The following is a 16,269-nucleotide window of genomic DNA, read 5'->3' on the forward strand; positions in this document are numbered from 1 at the left end:
ATAGTTTATAGCTTTTATAAAATGAGGATTTTGAGAGGAAAAGAAAAGGTGACTTAGATCTACTTCTCTTTTTAAATATTCCTATTAAAACCTGTTCCAAAATCTATGCTGTACTTGAATCTATCAATATTGTCGGAAGTTTTGGTAAGCTTGAAAATATATTAATTATCCTGATTCTAAAATAGGGCGGAGGAAGAGGATGACCAATTTTGAATCTCTTATTCAGAACTTGTTTAAAGAAGAAATTGAAATATTTCTCGTGACAAAAAAAGAACATAAGACATTGAAAAAGAAGCGGTATTTAACGATGAAAGAAACAGCAGCAGAAACAGGGATTGATTCCTATGTACTTAGAAGGCTCACCTACGAAAGAGCAATGCCTCATCGGAAAGTTGGCAATCGATTGATATTTGATTTAAATGAGATACAGGATGCGATTCAGTCTTATAAGGAAAATCACTGGTCGGATAGTGAAGGGGTATGGGATGTCAAAGCGGTATTGCGAGAGTTAAAGGATAATGAAATTAAAAAGGAGGCACCACTCATGATTGATGAAGTTATCCGATCCATTATCCAAGAGGAGTTAGAAAAAATCGGAGAAGAACTTCGCCATAAGTCGGTAAAGGAAAGAGATTCCTACTTGGGGCGCACTGTATTAACACTTCGGGAAGCTGCAGAACATTTTCGCGTCAGTTATGGAACGATTAACCTCTTGATTAAAGAAGACGGTATGCCGCATTTAAAAATTAACAGTCGAAGACTTATTGTACTGGAAGAAGCGGAAGAATTCCTATGGCGAGAAACTGCAAAATCGTATAGCAATGATGGGAATATATATTGGCAGCGAATTCTTCAAAAAATAGATGCAGCAGAATCGAAACGAGTTTCTGCATATGAAAAAGCATTAAATAGATTAGAGAACTACCCTGATTAAAACAACTGCATTAGCTATCATAATAAAAAGCTGAAAATTATTATTTTTATTATGAAAATTATGTTTTAAAGCAAGTAGGACAACTAATGGCCAAGCATAAAGGAGACATAGTAGGTGGCGCGTTAAAACCCTAGCAAGCAAGTCTTCTAATAAGAAATAAAAAAGCTGTGCAGCAGGAGTTTTAAAACGGCATCAAGACACTGAGCATTGCTTCATCTTTTTAATATAAATGCTTAGCTTCAAAATTGAAGTTTCAGTGCTTTGTTTTGAGTTTCTTCTATAATTATAAAGAAATATCTAGATAGATAGAATCTTTGCAAGGAATACCAAATGGAATGTATGTTCCCTGTTTTGTTTATCTGTTATAGTAAGGAAAGACATAATTAACAAGGGGGAAGATCAATGAGCGTGCAATCCCATTTAAGTAGTTTATCTAGCGCATTGAATTTACAGCAAGAAGAAAAGGATAAAGTAAGTAAATCGGTAGATACTTTATCGAGCAGATTAAATACCTATTTTAGTCGAGATTTAGATGGTCACTTTAAATTCGGCTCTTATACTCGAAGAACAGTATTGCCGAGAAAAGCAGACGAAAACTCAGATGTTGATTACATGGTTGTCTTTAAAAATCCCTACGAATACAAACCTCAAACGCTACTCAATCATTTAAAAGCATTTGTGAATAAATACTATTATAGCTCTGAAATCTATCAATCTCACCCAACGATAGTGCTTGAGTTAAATCATATTAAGTTTGAGTTAGTTCCAGCCAAAAAGGATTTTTTGGGGAATCTATATATTCCTTCTCCGTCCTCCTCTTATACTGAATGGATGATTACCCAACCAAATACGTTTAATAGTAAGTTATCAGATGCCAATGCAACTTATCATAATCAAATTAAGCCGCTAGTCCGGCTATTAAAGTATTGGAATAGATTGAACGGAAGCCATCGCACTCCGTATTTACTAGAAAAGTGGGTTGTAGATAACTATTATTGGAACTGTATTAATATTAAAGAATTTGTCTACAGTACCTTTGAAAAACTCGATTACGATTACACAGATTCCCAGAATTACAAAGACAAAGTAAATCGGGCTAAAAGAATAATTGCAAAAACGAAAGAATTGGAAAGAGACAACTTGCCAATCTCAGCAGAGAATGAAATAAAAAAACTTTTTCCAAACTTTTAAGGGGTAATCTACATATGCTAAATGAGCGTGTGGATACAATAGATAGTTACTTTACTAAAGTTTCATCAATCAATACAATAAGTAACTGGCTATTTGTACTTTCAATAGTTTGTTCCTTTGCCGTATTTTTTTCTTCTGATATTACCTGGTTAAACTCTACTCTAAATATCGTCTTTATTGTCGTTACGGTATTATATGTTGTTGTAAGTAACTGGGTAAGTCTTTTTCTATTGAGAAATGCCCAAAGTAAAAGAAGAGTTCATTTGTTATCCAATTCATTTGGCATAAAACTGGATGATGAAGAGACATACAGGTATTATAATAACCCGCAAAGTCCTTCTGTTATCCGCTTAGGAGTTAATGTCTTCGAGAATACACTTTTCACATTGAGGGTAACAGAGGAAATGGCAAAAAGAGAAAGAGTCAAAAGTATTCTTTATCTTTTTGTATTGCTAGTGCTAATTTTAATACGGAAAACTGATCTAGATTTAATTGCAATTGTCGCTCAAACAGTATTCACAACAGGCTTAATAACAAATTGGATTAAATTAGAACTATTAAGAATCTCCAGTGATCGGTTACTTGTTGAGTTTAGACAATTATTCTTAACGGCGGAATCAAATATAAATAATAAGGTTAAAACATTGATTTTAAGCTTGGTTTTTCGTTATGAATCCTCTGTGGCAAGCATGGGAGTACACTTATCTAGCAAGATTTTTCACAAATTAAATTCAGAGGTAACTGCAGAGTGGGAAACGATTAAGAGAAATATATTTTCTTCAGTGGAGTAAGTCATAACTTAAAAACTGAATGAAAGAATTAATAGGAAGTCCTCATTACTAGAGGACTTCTTTTAATGTATTTTTTAATTCTGTGAATGTTGGTTTTCAAATTTTCTTACCAGCTTATAAAAGGTTGTCTTTTTAATGCCTAACTCTTCCATGGACTTTACTGCAGATAGTTCTCCTGCTTTCCAACGCCTATATACTTCTATAAATTCTTCCGTAGTCGTAGCTTTTGGACGACCGAAAGTGACACCGTTTTTTAGAGCAATATCAATGCCCTCGCGCTGCCGTTTCCGGATGCGCTCTCGTTCCTCTTCAGCCATCCAAGAAAGAATCTGCAAAACCAAATCTGCGATAAAGGTTCCCATGCTGTCTTTATATTGTGTGGTATCCAACAGTGGCATATCCAGCACCACAATATCTGCTTCGATATTTTTCGTGAGGTCATTCCATTCCTGGAGGATCTCTTCTTTGTTTCGGCCGAACCGATCCAGCGAGTGGATATACAAAATATCGCCTTTCCGAATAACCCGTTTCAGTAATTGATAGTTTGCACGCTCAAAGTTTTTCCCGCTTTGCTTGTCCAAATAAATATCCCGCTCATTGATGCCCATTTTTCGCATGGCTTCCAATTGACGGCCTTCATTTTGATCTTTGCTGCTGACGCGTATGTAGCCAAATTTGCGATGTTCCATAATTCACCTCTAAGAACGATTGTTTTCTCTAATTATACCTGAAAAGCGTTCGTAAAAGTGTTTGCAATTTCGCGAACGTTCGTAAAGTAATTTGATATGTTTACGAACGCTCTTTTCGGTCTTTTTTGGTCATTTTCAAACCGTTCGTAAACGTGTACTTTTACGAACGCTTTTATTTTAAAAATTCAATTATGTAAATTCATCTAACAGGAATTTTAAGTATAATAAATATAGTTTCTCATTTGTCAACTTTGGCAGACAGGAGTTGAGAGTATGCCTGAAGGAAATCACGAGAGAAAGAAGACGTGGAGTGCTTCTGAAATTGAATTTTTGAAAGAATTTCATGCAGAAAATTCATCGCTGTCTGAAATCGCCATGGCGCTGGGGCGCTCCGTATCGTCCGTACAGAATAAAGCACAAAAGTTAGGGCTATACAATAAAGGGGGAAACGATAATCAAAGGTGGACCGCCGAAGAAGTGGCGTACCTGGACGATCAGTGGGGAGTGCTGAATTATCATGCCATCGCAAAAAAACTGGAGCGCACACCAGAAGCCGTGAGAGTGAAAGCGTATGGTTTGGGGTACTCAAGCTTTTTGTTGTCCCAGGATGGCATCACCCTGACTGCGTTGGGTAAAGCGCTTCATGTTAACTACAGTACATTAAGACGTTGGGAAAGATTATATGGATTACCGGCACAGCCAGTGAAAACAACAGAAACACGGCGCAAACCGATTATCAGTCTCTCCGCTTTCTGGGAGTGGGCGGCGAAAAACAGAAACGGAATTGACTTTTCGCGTATAGCACCCCATGCCTTGGGAGTTGAGCCCGAATGGGTTAGAGAACAAAGGCAGCAGGATGTCCATGACAAACGAAAGAAAAAGCGGTATTCGAACTGGACAGAGACAGAAGAAAAATGGTTGCTGCTGCTTGTGAAACAAGGTAAGTATACCTATAAGGAATTAGCGGGTTTACTGAATCGACCGGAGAATACGATCGTGAAGAAATTGAACGATTGTAAGTTTACAGCCCGGCCATTGAAGGCTTCCCCTAGACGATGGAAGGAAGAGGATGTTGAGACGCTGCTGAACCTCCGAAGAAAGGGATTCACGCTAAGGGAAATTGCAGACCAGCTAGGACGATCGGAAATGGCTGTCAAAGGAAAATACCAGAAACTAAAAACCCGTGAAAGCAGTAGATAAAAGTGGGCTATTCTAAATTAATGAGACACAATAAAACACCTTCGAGATGATACACTGGGAACAGGGTTAGAAATCGGAGGTGTTTTTGTATGGGCGAAAACGCCTATTCAAGCGAAGTGACATGGACGTGGCTAAGGAAAAATTGAGCGATCAATTGACGACAAGGGAGTCATCGAGAAGCATAGCATCAAAAATGAATCATAAATTAAAATGTGGATGAATTGTATCGAGCGAATGCGCTGTACCGTTTTGATCAGCTGATCGGCAAGCAGTATATGCAGGGCCACGGCCCTGAAAACACAAGCGAAGACGAAAAGCGGAACAGGCAGATCGCTAACTTAAAAATGGTGAACGAAATCCTAAAAAAGTATGTGGAGATGGAAAAGGAGCTGAGAAAAAGCCTTCCAGCTTAAGAAGAAACTTAAAGGAAAATAGGTTATAAAAACGGCCTTGTTGACCCTTGGTGTGCCACGGTCTGCTTATACCGGTGGCTAACCGAAGGTATAGTTGAAATAATGACAGCCAAGGAAGAAGCAGTTAGTCAACTGTACCGCCAGACTAGCTGCCGCAATAACCACCGGAAAATCCGGCATCTCCTGAAGAAGCGATAGAGCATAAAACTGAATTGGAACGCCATGCAACGGATTTTGCAGAAGCACAACCTGCAGTGCCGGATAAAACCAAAGAGAAAGTGTAGCAGGAGTCTCATAGAAAGGAGAGTAGGTACATGGAATGGATTTATTTAGTGGCTGGCATTGGCCTATTGCTGTTCGTGACGATAGATGTTTTCTGGACAACGCTTTGGGTGGACGGAGGAGCCGGGCCCATCTCCAGCCGATTATCGAGATTCTTATGGAAGATGACGAGGGGAATCGGCAGGGGTCATCCTTGGCTGCTCAGTCTGGCAGGACCGGCTGTTTTGGCCATTACACTCGTAACGTGGATAGGGTTATTGTGGCTCGGCTGGCTGCTGGTTTTTTCCGGGGATATCCATTCGGTGGTTGATACACGCGATGACAAGCCGATCAACTGGAGTGAGCGGATTTATTTTACGGGGTATGTCGTGTTCACGCTTGGCGTTGGCGATTATGTTCCAAGAGAGGGTTTCTGGCAAGTGATCACCGCAGCTGCATCAGGAAACGGCTTTTTGTTTCTGACGCTTGGTGCCACATACACACTATCCATTCTCAATTCGGTCATACAGCAACGTTCGTTTGCTTCCAGTATTACCGCAATTGGCAAATCGGGAAGTGAATTTGTGAGAAACTCTTGGAATGGCACTGATTTTTCCGATATTAATTTGCTGTTAAGTTCCACTTCTTCACAACTCAGCACCCTGGCCGCACAGCACAAAGCCTATCCGGTTCTGTACTACTATCACTGTCCACAGGACGAACAAGCTGCATCAGTTGCAGTCACTGTCCTCGATGAAGCACTGACAATTCTTCGATTCGGCGTTCCTGAGCCGTATCAGCCGAATAGGGTATTGATTCAAGAAGCAAGATCAAGTATTGAGGGCTACTTGGATGCACTTTCACCCCGGCTCATTAAAACAGCTGGACAAGTTCCGTCCATAGCTAATTTAGACGATATTCGGATTTTAGGTTTGCCGACGATGACCGATAAAGAATTTAAAACAGAAGTTGAACAACTTCAGGGGCGCAGAAGAAAACTCCTCAATGCCCTTGAATCCGATGCGCGGCAATGGCCTTCTGGACAAACAGGCGGTACGTGAATATAACGAGGCCTGTTTTGTTATCTTTTTCCTTATGTTTTGCTTTCTTCTGCTGTGTATTGAAGACCGAGCAGCAATTTTTTACGTGAGGTCTTTCTGTTTCGTTCCCTTCATCTGTACTTGCGATTAGAAGGAAGATTTATAACTCCTTCAGATGAAACATCGGTTGTTTCCTTGCTGATTAGCAAGAATAACTGATTGGGGGTTATCCTGTTCTCCTGCATAGAGAGATTATCTTTTTTCTGCAATTCTTTGGAATGCCTAATGAATCAGCGGATTTCGTCTATTTATTGAAACATTCATTTTCAATTCTGCTATCTATAGAAAGGAGAAATCGCATTTCAGCAGGAGGATTCTGATGGATCCGTTTCATGAACCAATGAAAGCGTTTATTGAAAATGCCGGCTGGTTCGCTCCCGTTCTTTTTATTCTGCTGCATTCATCCGACCGCTGCTGTTTTTGCCCGTCGTTGTGGTATTATGCATCACGGGGCGTGGTGTTCGGCTTTGTCAAAGGAGCGCTGCTGTTTTATATCGGGCTGTCAATCGTCGCCCTCGTTACGTATGGGATGGTTGACAAGTTTCCGAAATTCAAAGGGAAGATCGATCACCTCAGGGAGAAACTTATGCACGATAAAACGATTTCCCTCGGTCAGGTCCTGATATTGCGTATTATGCCGTTCATCAGTTTCAATCTGCTGAGCGTGTATTTAATGGAAGTGACGAGTTCATATAAGGAGTATGCGCTGTATTCACTTCTTGGGCTGGCCGTTTTATACACGGCGTTCGGCAATGCGATTTCCACTCTGTCGTGACTTACCATGCCGCTCTTACTCTTCGTTCTGGTTGCCGCTTGCTTCTTCATCGGCAACATATATAAATCGCGTGCAGCTGCTGATTAACCAAATATCGGTAGGTTTGATTAGTATCTTGAATTAGTTTTCCCTGCCTCTTCTTTACGGGAATCGAAAGGAGAACCTGGTGTATGTTGATAAAATTTCTGCCAAGAGAAATAAGGAAATATTTTCGGATGTCCCGGCGGCAGCGGAAGCATGAAATACACCAGTCACTTTGGTTTAAACCACTGGCGTATGTCATGGCAGCTGCCGTCCTTGCAATTGTCACGCTCTTGATCGACATGCAAGTTGATCTCTCCGTACGCGCCAGCTTCTTTGCCTTCAATCATGAAGCGACCCGGACACTGGTAAGTACATTGATCGCTTCGATTTTGCTGCTGAGCGCTTTTACATTAAATATCCTGCTGGTATTTCTGACTACATTAAGCAGTCAGTTTTCACCGCGCATGCTGCAGGATTTTATTGCCACAAGAGAGACCCAGCATTTCGTCGGCCTATTCAACGGCAGTTTTATCTACGTGCTGCTCCTGTTTTTATTCATGAATAATTTTCGGCAGGATGAATTTGTCCTTGTTCCGCTGCTGACGGTATTGATGACGTTTAGTACGGCCATCATCTTCCTTTTTTTCATTAATCACGCCATCTATTGGATGCAAGTGCATAATATCACGTGGAATATGCGGCTTATCTCCGAAGAGATTATCCAAAAAACCCTGACAGAAGATATGGAAAAACTGAAAGTAGTGGAAGCAGGAGATCTTAAAGAAGAGTTCCGGAAACACGCAAAGATAGTGAAAGCACCTGAGGCTGGCTATATTCAGCTTGTTGATTTTCAAGGAATGGTCAGCGAGGCACAGAAAGAGGATATAATCCTTGCACTCCACGAACGGATAGGCGATTTCATGCTGGCCGGCAACCCACTGTTTTCCTACTGGGGACCAGGGGCATACAAAGTGGATGAAGACGCGTATACAAAATGCTTTGCATTCGGCAATAAAGAAACGGAAATCCAGGACAATTATGCGGCGATGAGCAAGCTGGCAGAAGTGGCCATCAAATCGATCAGCAACGGGGATCCCCGTTCGGCCGTCAATGCGATTTATCAGCTGGCCAACTTGATGCAGGTCTTTGACGAGCGCATTACATTTACACCCTATCTTGCTGATTCAGACAAGCAGGTCCGGGTGATTACCCGAGAGCAGCATTTTGAAGGCGCACTATATAGAGGTTTCGGAATGATCCGGCATTATGCGAAAGGCGATCTTCCGATTATCATTGAAATTGTGTCTGCCCTTCGAATGTTGGCTCAGTCATCAAACCCGATTCGCCATACCCACATTTGGCGTTTCGCTGAGAATACAATCGAAAATGTATCACAGGAAATCATTTATGATATTGACCGCGATTTGTTACTGGAAAAACTAGATCTGCTTGCAAATGCGACAGGCAATGGAACAGAGTACGAGAAGCTGAAAAAAACGATCGAGCAGAAAAAGGCGTAATACGAAAACTTGTGAAGTTCCAGACTCGGAACTTCATTTTTTACTGTCGTTTGTTCTAATCTCTATCTCATTCAGAAAAGGGTGCGAGAACAAGGATGAAGTCGCACAAGTGAGATTCTGCCAGGTTAGATGGGTGCGATTCCTGAAAACTTATTAACATGCAGGCAAATCGGGTAAACAGTAAAGATGGAAAGACAATGAATGGACTTACCAAATAAATTCAGGAAAGGAATCGATCAAAAGAGGTGATGGATAACATGAAGTTGGACGAAATTTTTCGAAATCAAAAGGCAGATGAACGGGCAGCTTGGCGGGAAACTGCAATAGGAAGTTACGGTATGGCCGCCAGTGCCGTAAAAGAAGCGACCGAAGTCGGAGAACGGGTGCTGGCAGACGGCGGGAATGCAGTTGATGCCATCATCGCCATCCAGTTTGCGCTAGCAGCAGTCGAGAGGATGGACACGGGCATCGGCGCCAGCGGATTCATCACCATCTATGACAGTGAACGGAATGAAACAAAAGTGATTAACGGGCACAGCCAAGCGCCAGCTGCCGTGAATCCGGAACTGTTTCTCGATGAAGAAGGAAATGTCGTGCCTTTTCTGAAACGGTCAACAAAAGCCGCGGCAGTGGGAATACCCGGCATTATGAAAGCGATGGAACTGGCGCATGAGCGTTACGGCACGATGCCGCTTGAACGGCTGATCAATCCGGCGATTGAGCTGGCTGACGGAGAGTACGAAGTGAAGTTTCTCTGGGATCAGGCGATAAAGTTCAACCACTTCCGGTTGGGAGAGGAAGCAAAGAAAGTATTTATGCCAGATGGCGTACCTCTCGTCGAAGGAGACACGGTGACACAGCAGGATCTCGCAAACACGCTGCGGATTATCCGGGAAGAAGGTTTTTGCGTCCGTCTATGAGGGAACAATCGGAGACGCCATCAGTGAAACCATTCAGGCGCTTGGCGGGCTGATGACAAAAAGAGATCTGGCGAATTACCGGGCTTCGATTGATGAACCGTTATGGAGCAGTTACAAAGAGTTCGATTTTGCATTTCCGGCTCCGCCGAACGGAGGCGGATTCGCTGTGGCACAGTTGCTGAAAATCCTTGAACCGGTTGATTTTAATCAGTACGGCCCCGACTCCTGGGAGAAGTATTATTTGATTGCCGAAGCGATGGAGATTGCCCTGTCGGATAAGAACGCCTATATGGGCGATCCGAATTTCGTGGATATTCCGATGGCCGGCCTGTTGCATCCCGATTATGTAGAGGAACGCCGAAAACTGATCAATTTCAAGGAACACAACGAGGCAATTGGTTTTGGTGACCCGTGGAAGTGCCAGGAAGGGGAGCCAGGTCGCTTGATTCAGCACGGGACTTCGGATGGCGGAACAGAGACGACTCACTTTACGGCTGTAGACCAATGGGGGAATGTCGCCGCCTGTACGTCCTCAATTGAACGGATGTTTGGATCGGGCATCATGGTCCCGGAGTACGGGTTTCTATTGAACAATGACTTAACGGATTTCGACCCGGAACCAGGAACAGTCAATGAGCCGGGAGCCGGAAAGTACCCGGTGAGTTCGAAAACACCAACAATTGGTTTCCATAAAGGAAATCCTTTTTTCACACTCGGTTCACCCGGGGGGTACACGATTGTCGCTTCCGTTCTTCAAGTACTAGTGAATGTCCTTGAATATAAGATGGATTTGAAGGAGGCGGTCCGGAAGCCGCGATTATTCAATGGGCCAAGCCACCCTGTACAGGTGGAGACGGAAATAGGCCAAGAAATCCGGGGAAAACTTGAATCGATGGGATTCGAGGTGGAAAAGGCGGAATCCCCTGATATCAGGATCGGTGATGTCCAGGCGATTTTGATTGACCCTTCGACCGGAAACCTTTACGGGACAGCGGATTCGTCCCGACCGGGAGCGGCAATGGGGCTTTCAGAATCACCTGATGATTGAACAGGTCTCGATGTTAAAAGTCCTGCTCTTATGACCCATTCTTTACGGGAAGCCTTGATGAAAGGTAAATGCTCTGCTATAGAGAGTTCTTTCTGCTGAAATTGAATCCTCAAGGGTATTCACGCAGTTTGGTGCTCAGGTCTATTGTGGAAAGTGCGTGCCTGCCGACGTAGATGATTCACATGAAGACCAAGGCCATACGCAATAACATTTAAAGAAATTATCCATATGAGAGAACTTCTCGCCAGTTAGTAAGGGATTCTCAAAACCTGTATAGAATTTATTCTATACAGGTTTTTTACATAAAGAAGAAAGTGGTGACGTAAGACCAGAAAATAAGAAATTCAAATTTGAATTACCCCTAATCTTCTCATGCTGACATCCCATGTCCGAAACGTCCTATTGCAGAAACTGGAGGGAAACCCCATCCATCTTTATCTTTTAGAAAAAGATAGGTTAATAAATACAACTTGAGCGGGGCTAAACTACATTTGTTCTAATCCTTAGCTTAACCAACAGTATGACTTTGATGGGGATTGAGAGATAGCGGTGAAAAACGGAAAAATACCTGGCAAGGGTGCACCCGCGCCAGGTATCCCTTTCTGCGTCTCTGCGTCCTGTTCCTGTGCACATCAAATTGCAAAGGTTTTAGGTGCAGATCAGCGAGAAGGTTACAAGCATATGCTTGCAGCTTAAGCATAGCACGTACAGGATTTAAAAGATAAGAAATGCAATCCGACCTCTGAATAGCTTTTTATTAAATCAGCAGTCCGACTAAAACATCATATAACAAGATGCGAAAAGAAGAATTATTAAGTAGCGTGAATGTGATTTAACCATTGAGACATGGGGATAATGTCAATAAAGTTCTAAGTAGCAGCATTAAGGGCAAAAGTCCTGTTTTTTGCTGTCGCAAATGCAATAAGATCAATTTCTTTACAAATTGTTATAATTTTCTTAATATATTAGTGAGGGAAAATGAAACGTTTTGGTTAACACTTTAGTCAATTAATCTAGAGTTGAAAAGATTCGCTGGATTCTTTTTAGCTCTAGACTTTTGAGATAGAATATTTCTTTGGTTCGCTGTTAGGAAAATAGGGAGAGTACCTGGAATTAACAAAAAAGTGATTCAGCCAGTAAACCCGCTCCCAACGGCTTATCATCAAAAGCAAGAGATGAAGCCGTAAGTCGCCTATATCCACATGAAAGCAACCGGCCGGACCGCCAGAGGTTTTCGCCGTGCGGCTTGCTGTTATGTAATATAAAATCGAGCAATAGCCGGTTTGTCCGTTATTGTTAAAAGGTGGAATGGTATGCAAGAGAAAAAACCCTATTCTCTGGAAAAGACCAATTATTACTTTACCCGCGTTAAAGATTTACATGCAGAAAACGGGCAAGCGTTCATAACGCTGTTTGCCCGGTTGACCAAAGAGGATGGGCAGGAAACCGAAAGCGTCTGGGTAGAACTGGATGAAGTGAAATGGGAACAGGCAGCACCAAAGCTGAAGATGATGCCGAACGGCATTCAGACGTACTTGATTTCAGAAGAGATTTTTGAAGAACTGCTCCGGCTTTCAAGCAGTCATCATAAGGAAATGTATTTTTTGACCCCTCTGGCCAAGATGAATAAATTCAGGAAGCTAGGATGATTCCAACGCTCACCTACGCAGGGATGAGAATTAACTAGCAGCGATATATCAGGATGGTTACCAACTTAATTATTGGATTCTTTACGACTTTTTTAGTCACTTTCCAAGTTAAGGAAAGGGGGAACTGATGATGAAGTTAGAAAACATCAAAGAATTATTAGAAACCGTTTGCCAATATAACACTGTCAACATCATGCAAACCTTTACGAAAGATGAAACCGACTGGATCATCGTCCGATGTCTGCCAAACACCAAAATCCTTGAACTGACCTTCGTTCAAACGCAGACGCTTGAGTACCACGAATCCATCGACGAGGCAGCCGGTCTCATAGCAACCCAAATCAATTCACCTGCTTCCGTTTAAACTCCTGAATCCATGGGAGTTTTTCTTTTTTATCACGGTGCATCACACACAGTTAAGTCACTTTCATTTTCTTTAAGTACTGGCTGTTTGAATAAAAAGGAAGCAATTTGCCCATTGAATTCCTATAGTGCTTAGGCGGATTGCTTCCTCAACTGGATAGGGTCCATGTCAGTTCAGGTACTATTTTAATATCAATTGAAGCAAAAACATCGCTCGAAACAAACGAGATTTTAAACAGATGCTGAATCACCAAGCCGGTCAAGGATGGCTGCAGCGGTAGATTCAGCATCATAGAAATATTCAATGCATTGAGTGGGTAACCAAATAACCTGTAAAGTAGAAGAACCGGGCACCGCGGTTACTTTGGCAACAGGCTGTTGGGCATTGCTGAATGTATGGGTAATCTCTGAGGCATTGGGGTGACCAATTGCTTTAAGCGTATCCAAAATAAATCTTTCTGACACTTTATCAGCTCCTCTAGGCAAAAATGAATTGAAAAATAAAGCACGATTTCTAAGTACTGGAACCTTGCTAAGTACATTTTCTCATTTCTTTCGAGATACTCAAACTATAAGTGTTTTAGGATATCTTCACAATTCGAAACCAAAGCGGAACTCCCCCATTCCCACTTCATTTAAAAGTGGGAATGGGGGAGTTCAAGCTTTCATTCTTTTTGAAAGAATTAGCCGTGACGTTTCATTCGTCTTCTGGTGCGGATGTAGGCAATTGCCTCTTCTATTTCTGCATCATTCATTGGATGGTTGTCGATGAGTAAGGTATAGCCGGCCAGCTTTTGCTTATTCTGCAAATCAAGCTCTACTTGCCCCGCAGAGCGATCAAGCAAAAAATCTGTCGAAACACCAAAAAAGTCAGCAATAGCTGAAAGATGAGGAATTGAAACTGTTTTTTTCCCACTCTCATAGCCCCATAAGGTGCTTTTTGCAATGCCAAGTTTTTTTGCGAACTCCCCGTCCGATAAATTAGATTGATCTCGAAGCATTTTTATTTTCTTGCCAATGGATTCCATTCTCTCTGCTCCTTTCACTAGGGGCTAATTTTCTGGTTTAGTTGGTTAGTTTTCTTAGGAAAGCGAGGGCTCGTATGAATTAGAGGAATCGGCTAAGGTGAATTGGTTTTTCCGTCTTCCAGTAATTGAAAAGCAGATTGGAGGCATCAATTTACGAAAGCACCAAAGTAGCCATTACTGCTAAGCAGGAACAGCAATGGCTACTGTGAAGGAAGCCCACGCTTGCACAGTAGCCGACATGCCATACATATTCTTTACCCCATCATTTATTCCGAAGCAGTTAACGTGAATATCGTCAGTTCGGGTTTGGCGTTAATGCGAATTGGTACTGCACTCATGCCGATGCCGCGATTGACATATAACCGATTGCCTGGTGCACCGTAACCATCAATCCAGCCGTCAACGTGAACCGGTTCCTCAGAGGTCAGCGCAACCCAAGACCATTCCGGGAGCCCAGGGATACTGATCTGTCCACCGTGGGTATGACCGGCAACTGCAAGCGGGGCTGCATCAGCCGGGAACTCCTCAAAAGAGTTCGGGTTATGCATCATGAATACACGTGGTGCTTCTGCCGGGATATTCGCCAATGCTTCTGCCGGCTCGTCAGCATCGGCCCACCTTGATCCAATTCCGGCAATGAACAGGCCCGATTCACCTTCTGGCAACACGGCCCCTTCTGCATCAAGAGTAACTGCTTCATTATGGAGGATTTGGATCTCCAGCGCCTCCAGGGCGTTACGCATTCTTTCTGCAGCTTCGGGTGCCGGGTTTCCATCTTTCTTTTTCAATCCATAATCATGGTTTCCTAAGACGGCATATACGGGAATCTCTGCTTCTCCGAGTGGCTGCAGTACTTCAATGGCCTGTGCCACTTCCTGCTCTGACTGGTCTTCTGGTTTGTAAATATAATCGCCTAACAGTAATACTGCAGAAGGATCCCGTTCGACAATTTCTGTTATCGCTTCTTCGACGGTGCTTTTATTATCCAGCCACATGCCAATTTGGAAGTCAGCGAGCACGGCAATTTCCTGGCCTTCCCACTCTTCGGGCAGATTTGGAATCCCTGCTTCTTCTTCTTCCACATCAAGCAATTGGGGTTCGATCAATCCATAGACAATCAGCAGCACTAAAGCTAAGGCGAGGGAAAGCGCTATGTTCCGGAATACGTTCGTCACCCTGTCTCCTTCATTTTTCATCTCTCGTGTTTGTGTTCTCTTAACTGCTTCCCGGGGATTCTTTCAGGCAAACATTTATCCAACGGCAGAAGGTAGCAAACCTGTTAAAAAACCGTCCGTAAATGTCTGTTTAGACCATCGACAAATCCAAGATAGACCATACTCCTAGTTATCGCTCTGTTCATCATTACATTTAGCGATAACTGAAGCGAGTTTCGGAGTCGTTATTTACCTACTGCAAAAGTTCGGATAAGAAAAAAGGTTCTATATTGAGAAAATGAGTATAGTGGCAAAAAGGGGATGCAAGTATCAGGGAGGGAACAGTGGAAGAAAGAAAAGAGATTACCTCTATAAAAAAGCAATCCACTCTGTGCCCGGGAGGCTCACAAGAGGTGGATTGCTTTTTCGGTATGGAGGACTTAATTAGCTGTATCACTTGAGTTCCGAGTAGACAACCAATCTCTCGGAGTAATCATCTGTCGTACCGTTAAAAGTTCCAGTACATGTGATCAGATTCAGCATTCGCCGGTCGGTTGCCCCGAAAATTTTATCGAGCGGCGCATCGTTAGCCTTGTAGCTTTCAATTTCCCGAACGACGAAGACGAGCTTCTGTCCCTCACCGTCGGATACAGTGATTTCGTCTCCTGGTTTCAGTTCTTTCAGATGGAAGAAAACCGCAGGACCGGACCTGCTGTCCACATGGCCGGCGATGACCGCGTTGCCGATGTTGCCCGGTCTGATCCCGGGTTCAAACCAGCCAACACTCACCGTATCGGCCGGCACGCCCATCTGCCCGTTCGCCAGGACGCCGACCGGTTTCACTTCAGCCGAGACAGCGATGCCCGGAATTTCGATTGCTGTCGGATAGAGCGCCGTCGGCAAATTCAGCTCACTCATCTCTATATCCGGACTGTTTACCGTGGCGGGCTGACTGAACACCGGTGCCGTCGCTACGGGGCTGCTACGCTTCGCTGCGGCCGGGCTTGCGACGAATTCCTCCTGATCTGTTTCAACCGGTTGTTCCGGGAAAAAGTCGTGTTGGAAAAACGCTGCATTCACCGCAACCAGCAGCAACAAGGTCAGGAGTGCGCTGGACAGGATGGAAATCGTCCATTTCATATCCAGTTTCCTCCTTTTCAATCAGTATGTACAGCGAAACAAAGAAGAGAGACGCGCCCTCTTCTTTGT

General features: G+C 43.1%; 17 protein-coding genes. 12 read left to right on the forward strand and 5 right to left on the reverse strand.

The window, feature by feature from the left end:
• Nucleotides 1-199 precede the first annotated feature (199 nt).
• The 3 genes from B0X71_RS18850 to B0X71_RS18860 all read left to right on the forward strand — a co-directional run bounded on the left by B0X71_RS18850 (nt 200) and on the right by B0X71_RS18860 (nt 2,916).
• Entirely contained in the window at nt 200-934 is a 735-nt protein-coding gene (locus tag B0X71_RS18850; RefSeq protein WP_077591115.1) for a helix-turn-helix domain-containing protein, read from the forward strand.
• 402 nt (nt 935-1,336) lie between these two features.
• A complete protein-coding gene (locus B0X71_RS18855) occupies nt 1,337-2,125 on the forward strand; it encodes an SMODS domain-containing nucleotidyltransferase (protein ID WP_077591116.1) in 789 nt (262 codons plus the stop codon).
• Nucleotides 2,126-2,139: 14 nt separating this feature from the next.
• A complete protein-coding gene (locus tag B0X71_RS18860; protein ID WP_077591117.1) occupies nt 2,140-2,916 on the forward strand; it encodes a hypothetical protein in 777 nt (258 codons plus the stop codon).
• 74 nt (nt 2,917-2,990) lie between these two features.
• On the opposite strand, the gene B0X71_RS18865 is transcribed toward B0X71_RS18860, so the two are convergent.
• Nucleotides 2,991-3,605 carry a recombinase family protein gene (locus B0X71_RS18865; RefSeq protein ID WP_077591118.1) on the reverse strand — a complete coding sequence of 205 codons (615 nt, stop codon included), beginning with the start codon at nt 3,603-3,605 and terminating at the stop codon, nt 2,991-2,993.
• A 273-nt stretch (nt 3,606-3,878) separates the two neighbouring features.
• On the opposite strand from B0X71_RS18865, the gene B0X71_RS18870 reads away from it, so the two are divergent.
• The 9 genes from B0X71_RS18870 to B0X71_RS18905 all read left to right on the forward strand — a co-directional run bounded on the left by B0X71_RS18870 (nt 3,879) and on the right by B0X71_RS18905 (nt 12,879).
• The gene (locus B0X71_RS18870) at nt 3,879-4,805 is read left to right on the forward strand and encodes a helix-turn-helix domain-containing protein (protein ID WP_077591119.1); all 927 of its coding nucleotides are present in this window, start codon (nt 3,879-3,881) and stop codon (nt 4,803-4,805) included.
• A gap of 221 nt (nt 4,806-5,026) precedes the next feature.
• On the forward strand, nt 5,027-5,218 hold the full coding sequence (locus B0X71_RS21110) for a hypothetical protein (protein WP_156889975.1): 192 nt from the start codon (nt 5,027-5,029) through the stop codon (nt 5,216-5,218).
• 314 nt (nt 5,219-5,532) lie between these two features.
• Entirely contained in the window at nt 5,533-6,540 is a 1,008-nt protein-coding gene (locus B0X71_RS18880) for an ion channel (protein WP_077591120.1), read from the forward strand.
• Nucleotides 6,541-6,898: 358 nt separating this feature from the next.
• Nucleotides 6,899-7,354, forward strand: a complete 456-nt coding sequence (locus B0X71_RS18885; protein ID WP_077591121.1) for a TVP38/TMEM64 family protein — start codon at nt 6,899-6,901, stop codon at nt 7,352-7,354.
• 215 nt (nt 7,355-7,569) lie between these two features.
• Nucleotides 7,570-8,898 (forward strand): DUF2254 domain-containing protein, encoded by a 1,329-nt coding sequence (locus tag B0X71_RS18890; RefSeq protein WP_198038771.1) that lies wholly within the window; start codon nt 7,570-7,572, stop codon nt 8,896-8,898.
• Nucleotides 8,899-9,155: 257 nt separating this feature from the next.
• Nucleotides 9,156-9,818, forward strand: coding sequence for a gamma-glutamyltransferase (locus B0X71_RS21625; RefSeq protein ID WP_269750125.1), 663 nt, complete (start codon nt 9,156-9,158; stop codon nt 9,816-9,818).
• 31 nt (nt 9,819-9,849) lie between these two features.
• Complete coding sequence (locus tag B0X71_RS21630; RefSeq protein ID WP_269750129.1) at nt 9,850-10,866, forward strand: gamma-glutamyltransferase family protein; 1,017 nt, start codon at nt 9,850-9,852, stop codon at nt 10,864-10,866.
• Between the two features lie 1,313 nt (nt 10,867-12,179).
• Nucleotides 12,180-12,515 carry a hypothetical protein gene (locus B0X71_RS18900; RefSeq protein WP_077591123.1) on the forward strand — a complete coding sequence of 112 codons (336 nt, stop codon included), beginning with the start codon at nt 12,180-12,182 and terminating at the stop codon, nt 12,513-12,515.
• 127 nt (nt 12,516-12,642) lie between these two features.
• Nucleotides 12,643-12,879: a hypothetical protein gene (locus B0X71_RS18905; protein WP_156889976.1), complete on the forward strand. Its 237-nt coding sequence runs from the start codon at nt 12,643-12,645 to the stop codon at nt 12,877-12,879.
• Nucleotides 12,880-13,109: 230 nt separating this feature from the next.
• On the opposite strand, the gene B0X71_RS18910 is transcribed toward B0X71_RS18905, so the two are convergent.
• The 4 genes from B0X71_RS18910 to B0X71_RS18925 all read right to left on the reverse strand — a co-directional run bounded on the left by B0X71_RS18910 (nt 13,110) and on the right by B0X71_RS18925 (nt 16,200).
• Nucleotides 13,110-13,343, reverse strand: coding sequence for a hypothetical protein (locus B0X71_RS18910; protein WP_077591125.1), 234 nt, complete (start codon nt 13,341-13,343; stop codon nt 13,110-13,112).
• Nucleotides 13,344-13,561: 218 nt separating this feature from the next.
• Nucleotides 13,562-13,906, reverse strand: coding sequence for a helix-turn-helix domain-containing protein (locus tag B0X71_RS18915; RefSeq protein ID WP_077591126.1), 345 nt, complete (start codon nt 13,904-13,906; stop codon nt 13,562-13,564).
• 266 nt (nt 13,907-14,172) lie between these two features.
• The gene (locus tag B0X71_RS18920; RefSeq protein ID WP_232336881.1) at nt 14,173-15,081 is read right to left on the reverse strand and encodes a metallophosphoesterase; all 909 of its coding nucleotides are present in this window, start codon (nt 15,079-15,081) and stop codon (nt 14,173-14,175) included.
• Between the two features lie 432 nt (nt 15,082-15,513).
• The gene (locus B0X71_RS18925) at nt 15,514-16,200 is read right to left on the reverse strand and encodes a class F sortase (RefSeq protein WP_077591128.1); all 687 of its coding nucleotides are present in this window, start codon (nt 16,198-16,200) and stop codon (nt 15,514-15,516) included.
• Nucleotides 16,201-16,269: the final 69 nt, after the last annotated feature.

This window comes from Planococcus lenghuensis (assembly GCF_001999905.1).
Classification (GTDB): Bacteria; Bacillota; Bacilli; order Bacillales_A; family Planococcaceae; genus Indiicoccus; species Indiicoccus lenghuensis.

What these genes read in the sequence shown, in the direction of transcription:
- B0X71_RS21625 (WP_269750125.1), top strand. Translation starts at nt 9,156, where the DNA reads ATGAAGTTGGACGAAATTTTTCGAAATCAAAAGGCAGATGAACGGGCA.
- B0X71_RS18900 (WP_077591123.1), top strand. Translation starts at nt 12,180, where the DNA reads ATGCAAGAGAAAAAACCCTATTCTCTGGAAAAGACCAATTATTACTTT.
- B0X71_RS18905 (WP_156889976.1), top strand. Translation starts at nt 12,643, where the DNA reads ATGATGAAGTTAGAAAACATCAAAGAATTATTAGAAACCGTTTGCCAA.
- B0X71_RS18850 (WP_077591115.1), top strand. Translation starts at nt 200, where the DNA reads ATGACCAATTTTGAATCTCTTATTCAGAACTTGTTTAAAGAAGAAATT.
- B0X71_RS18855 (WP_077591116.1), top strand. Translation starts at nt 1,337, where the DNA reads ATGAGCGTGCAATCCCATTTAAGTAGTTTATCTAGCGCATTGAATTTA.
- B0X71_RS18880 (WP_077591120.1), top strand. Translation starts at nt 5,533, where the DNA reads ATGGAATGGATTTATTTAGTGGCTGGCATTGGCCTATTGCTGTTCGTG.
- B0X71_RS18860 (WP_077591117.1), top strand. Translation starts at nt 2,140, where the DNA reads ATGCTAAATGAGCGTGTGGATACAATAGATAGTTACTTTACTAAAGTT.
- B0X71_RS18885 (WP_077591121.1), top strand. Translation starts at nt 6,899, where the DNA reads ATGGATCCGTTTCATGAACCAATGAAAGCGTTTATTGAAAATGCCGGC.
- B0X71_RS18870 (WP_077591119.1), top strand. Translation starts at nt 3,879, where the DNA reads ATGCCTGAAGGAAATCACGAGAGAAAGAAGACGTGGAGTGCTTCTGAA.
- B0X71_RS18890 (WP_198038771.1), top strand. Translation starts at nt 7,570, where the DNA reads ATGTCCCGGCGGCAGCGGAAGCATGAAATACACCAGTCACTTTGGTTT.
- B0X71_RS18865 (WP_077591118.1), bottom strand. Translation starts at nt 3,605, where the DNA reads ATGGAACATCGCAAATTTGGCTACATACGCGTCAGCAGCAAAGATCAA.
- B0X71_RS18925 (WP_077591128.1), bottom strand. Translation starts at nt 16,200, where the DNA reads ATGAAATGGACGATTTCCATCCTGTCCAGCGCACTCCTGACCTTGTTG.
- B0X71_RS18915 (WP_077591126.1), bottom strand. Translation starts at nt 13,906, where the DNA reads ATGGAATCCATTGGCAAGAAAATAAAAATGCTTCGAGATCAATCTAAT.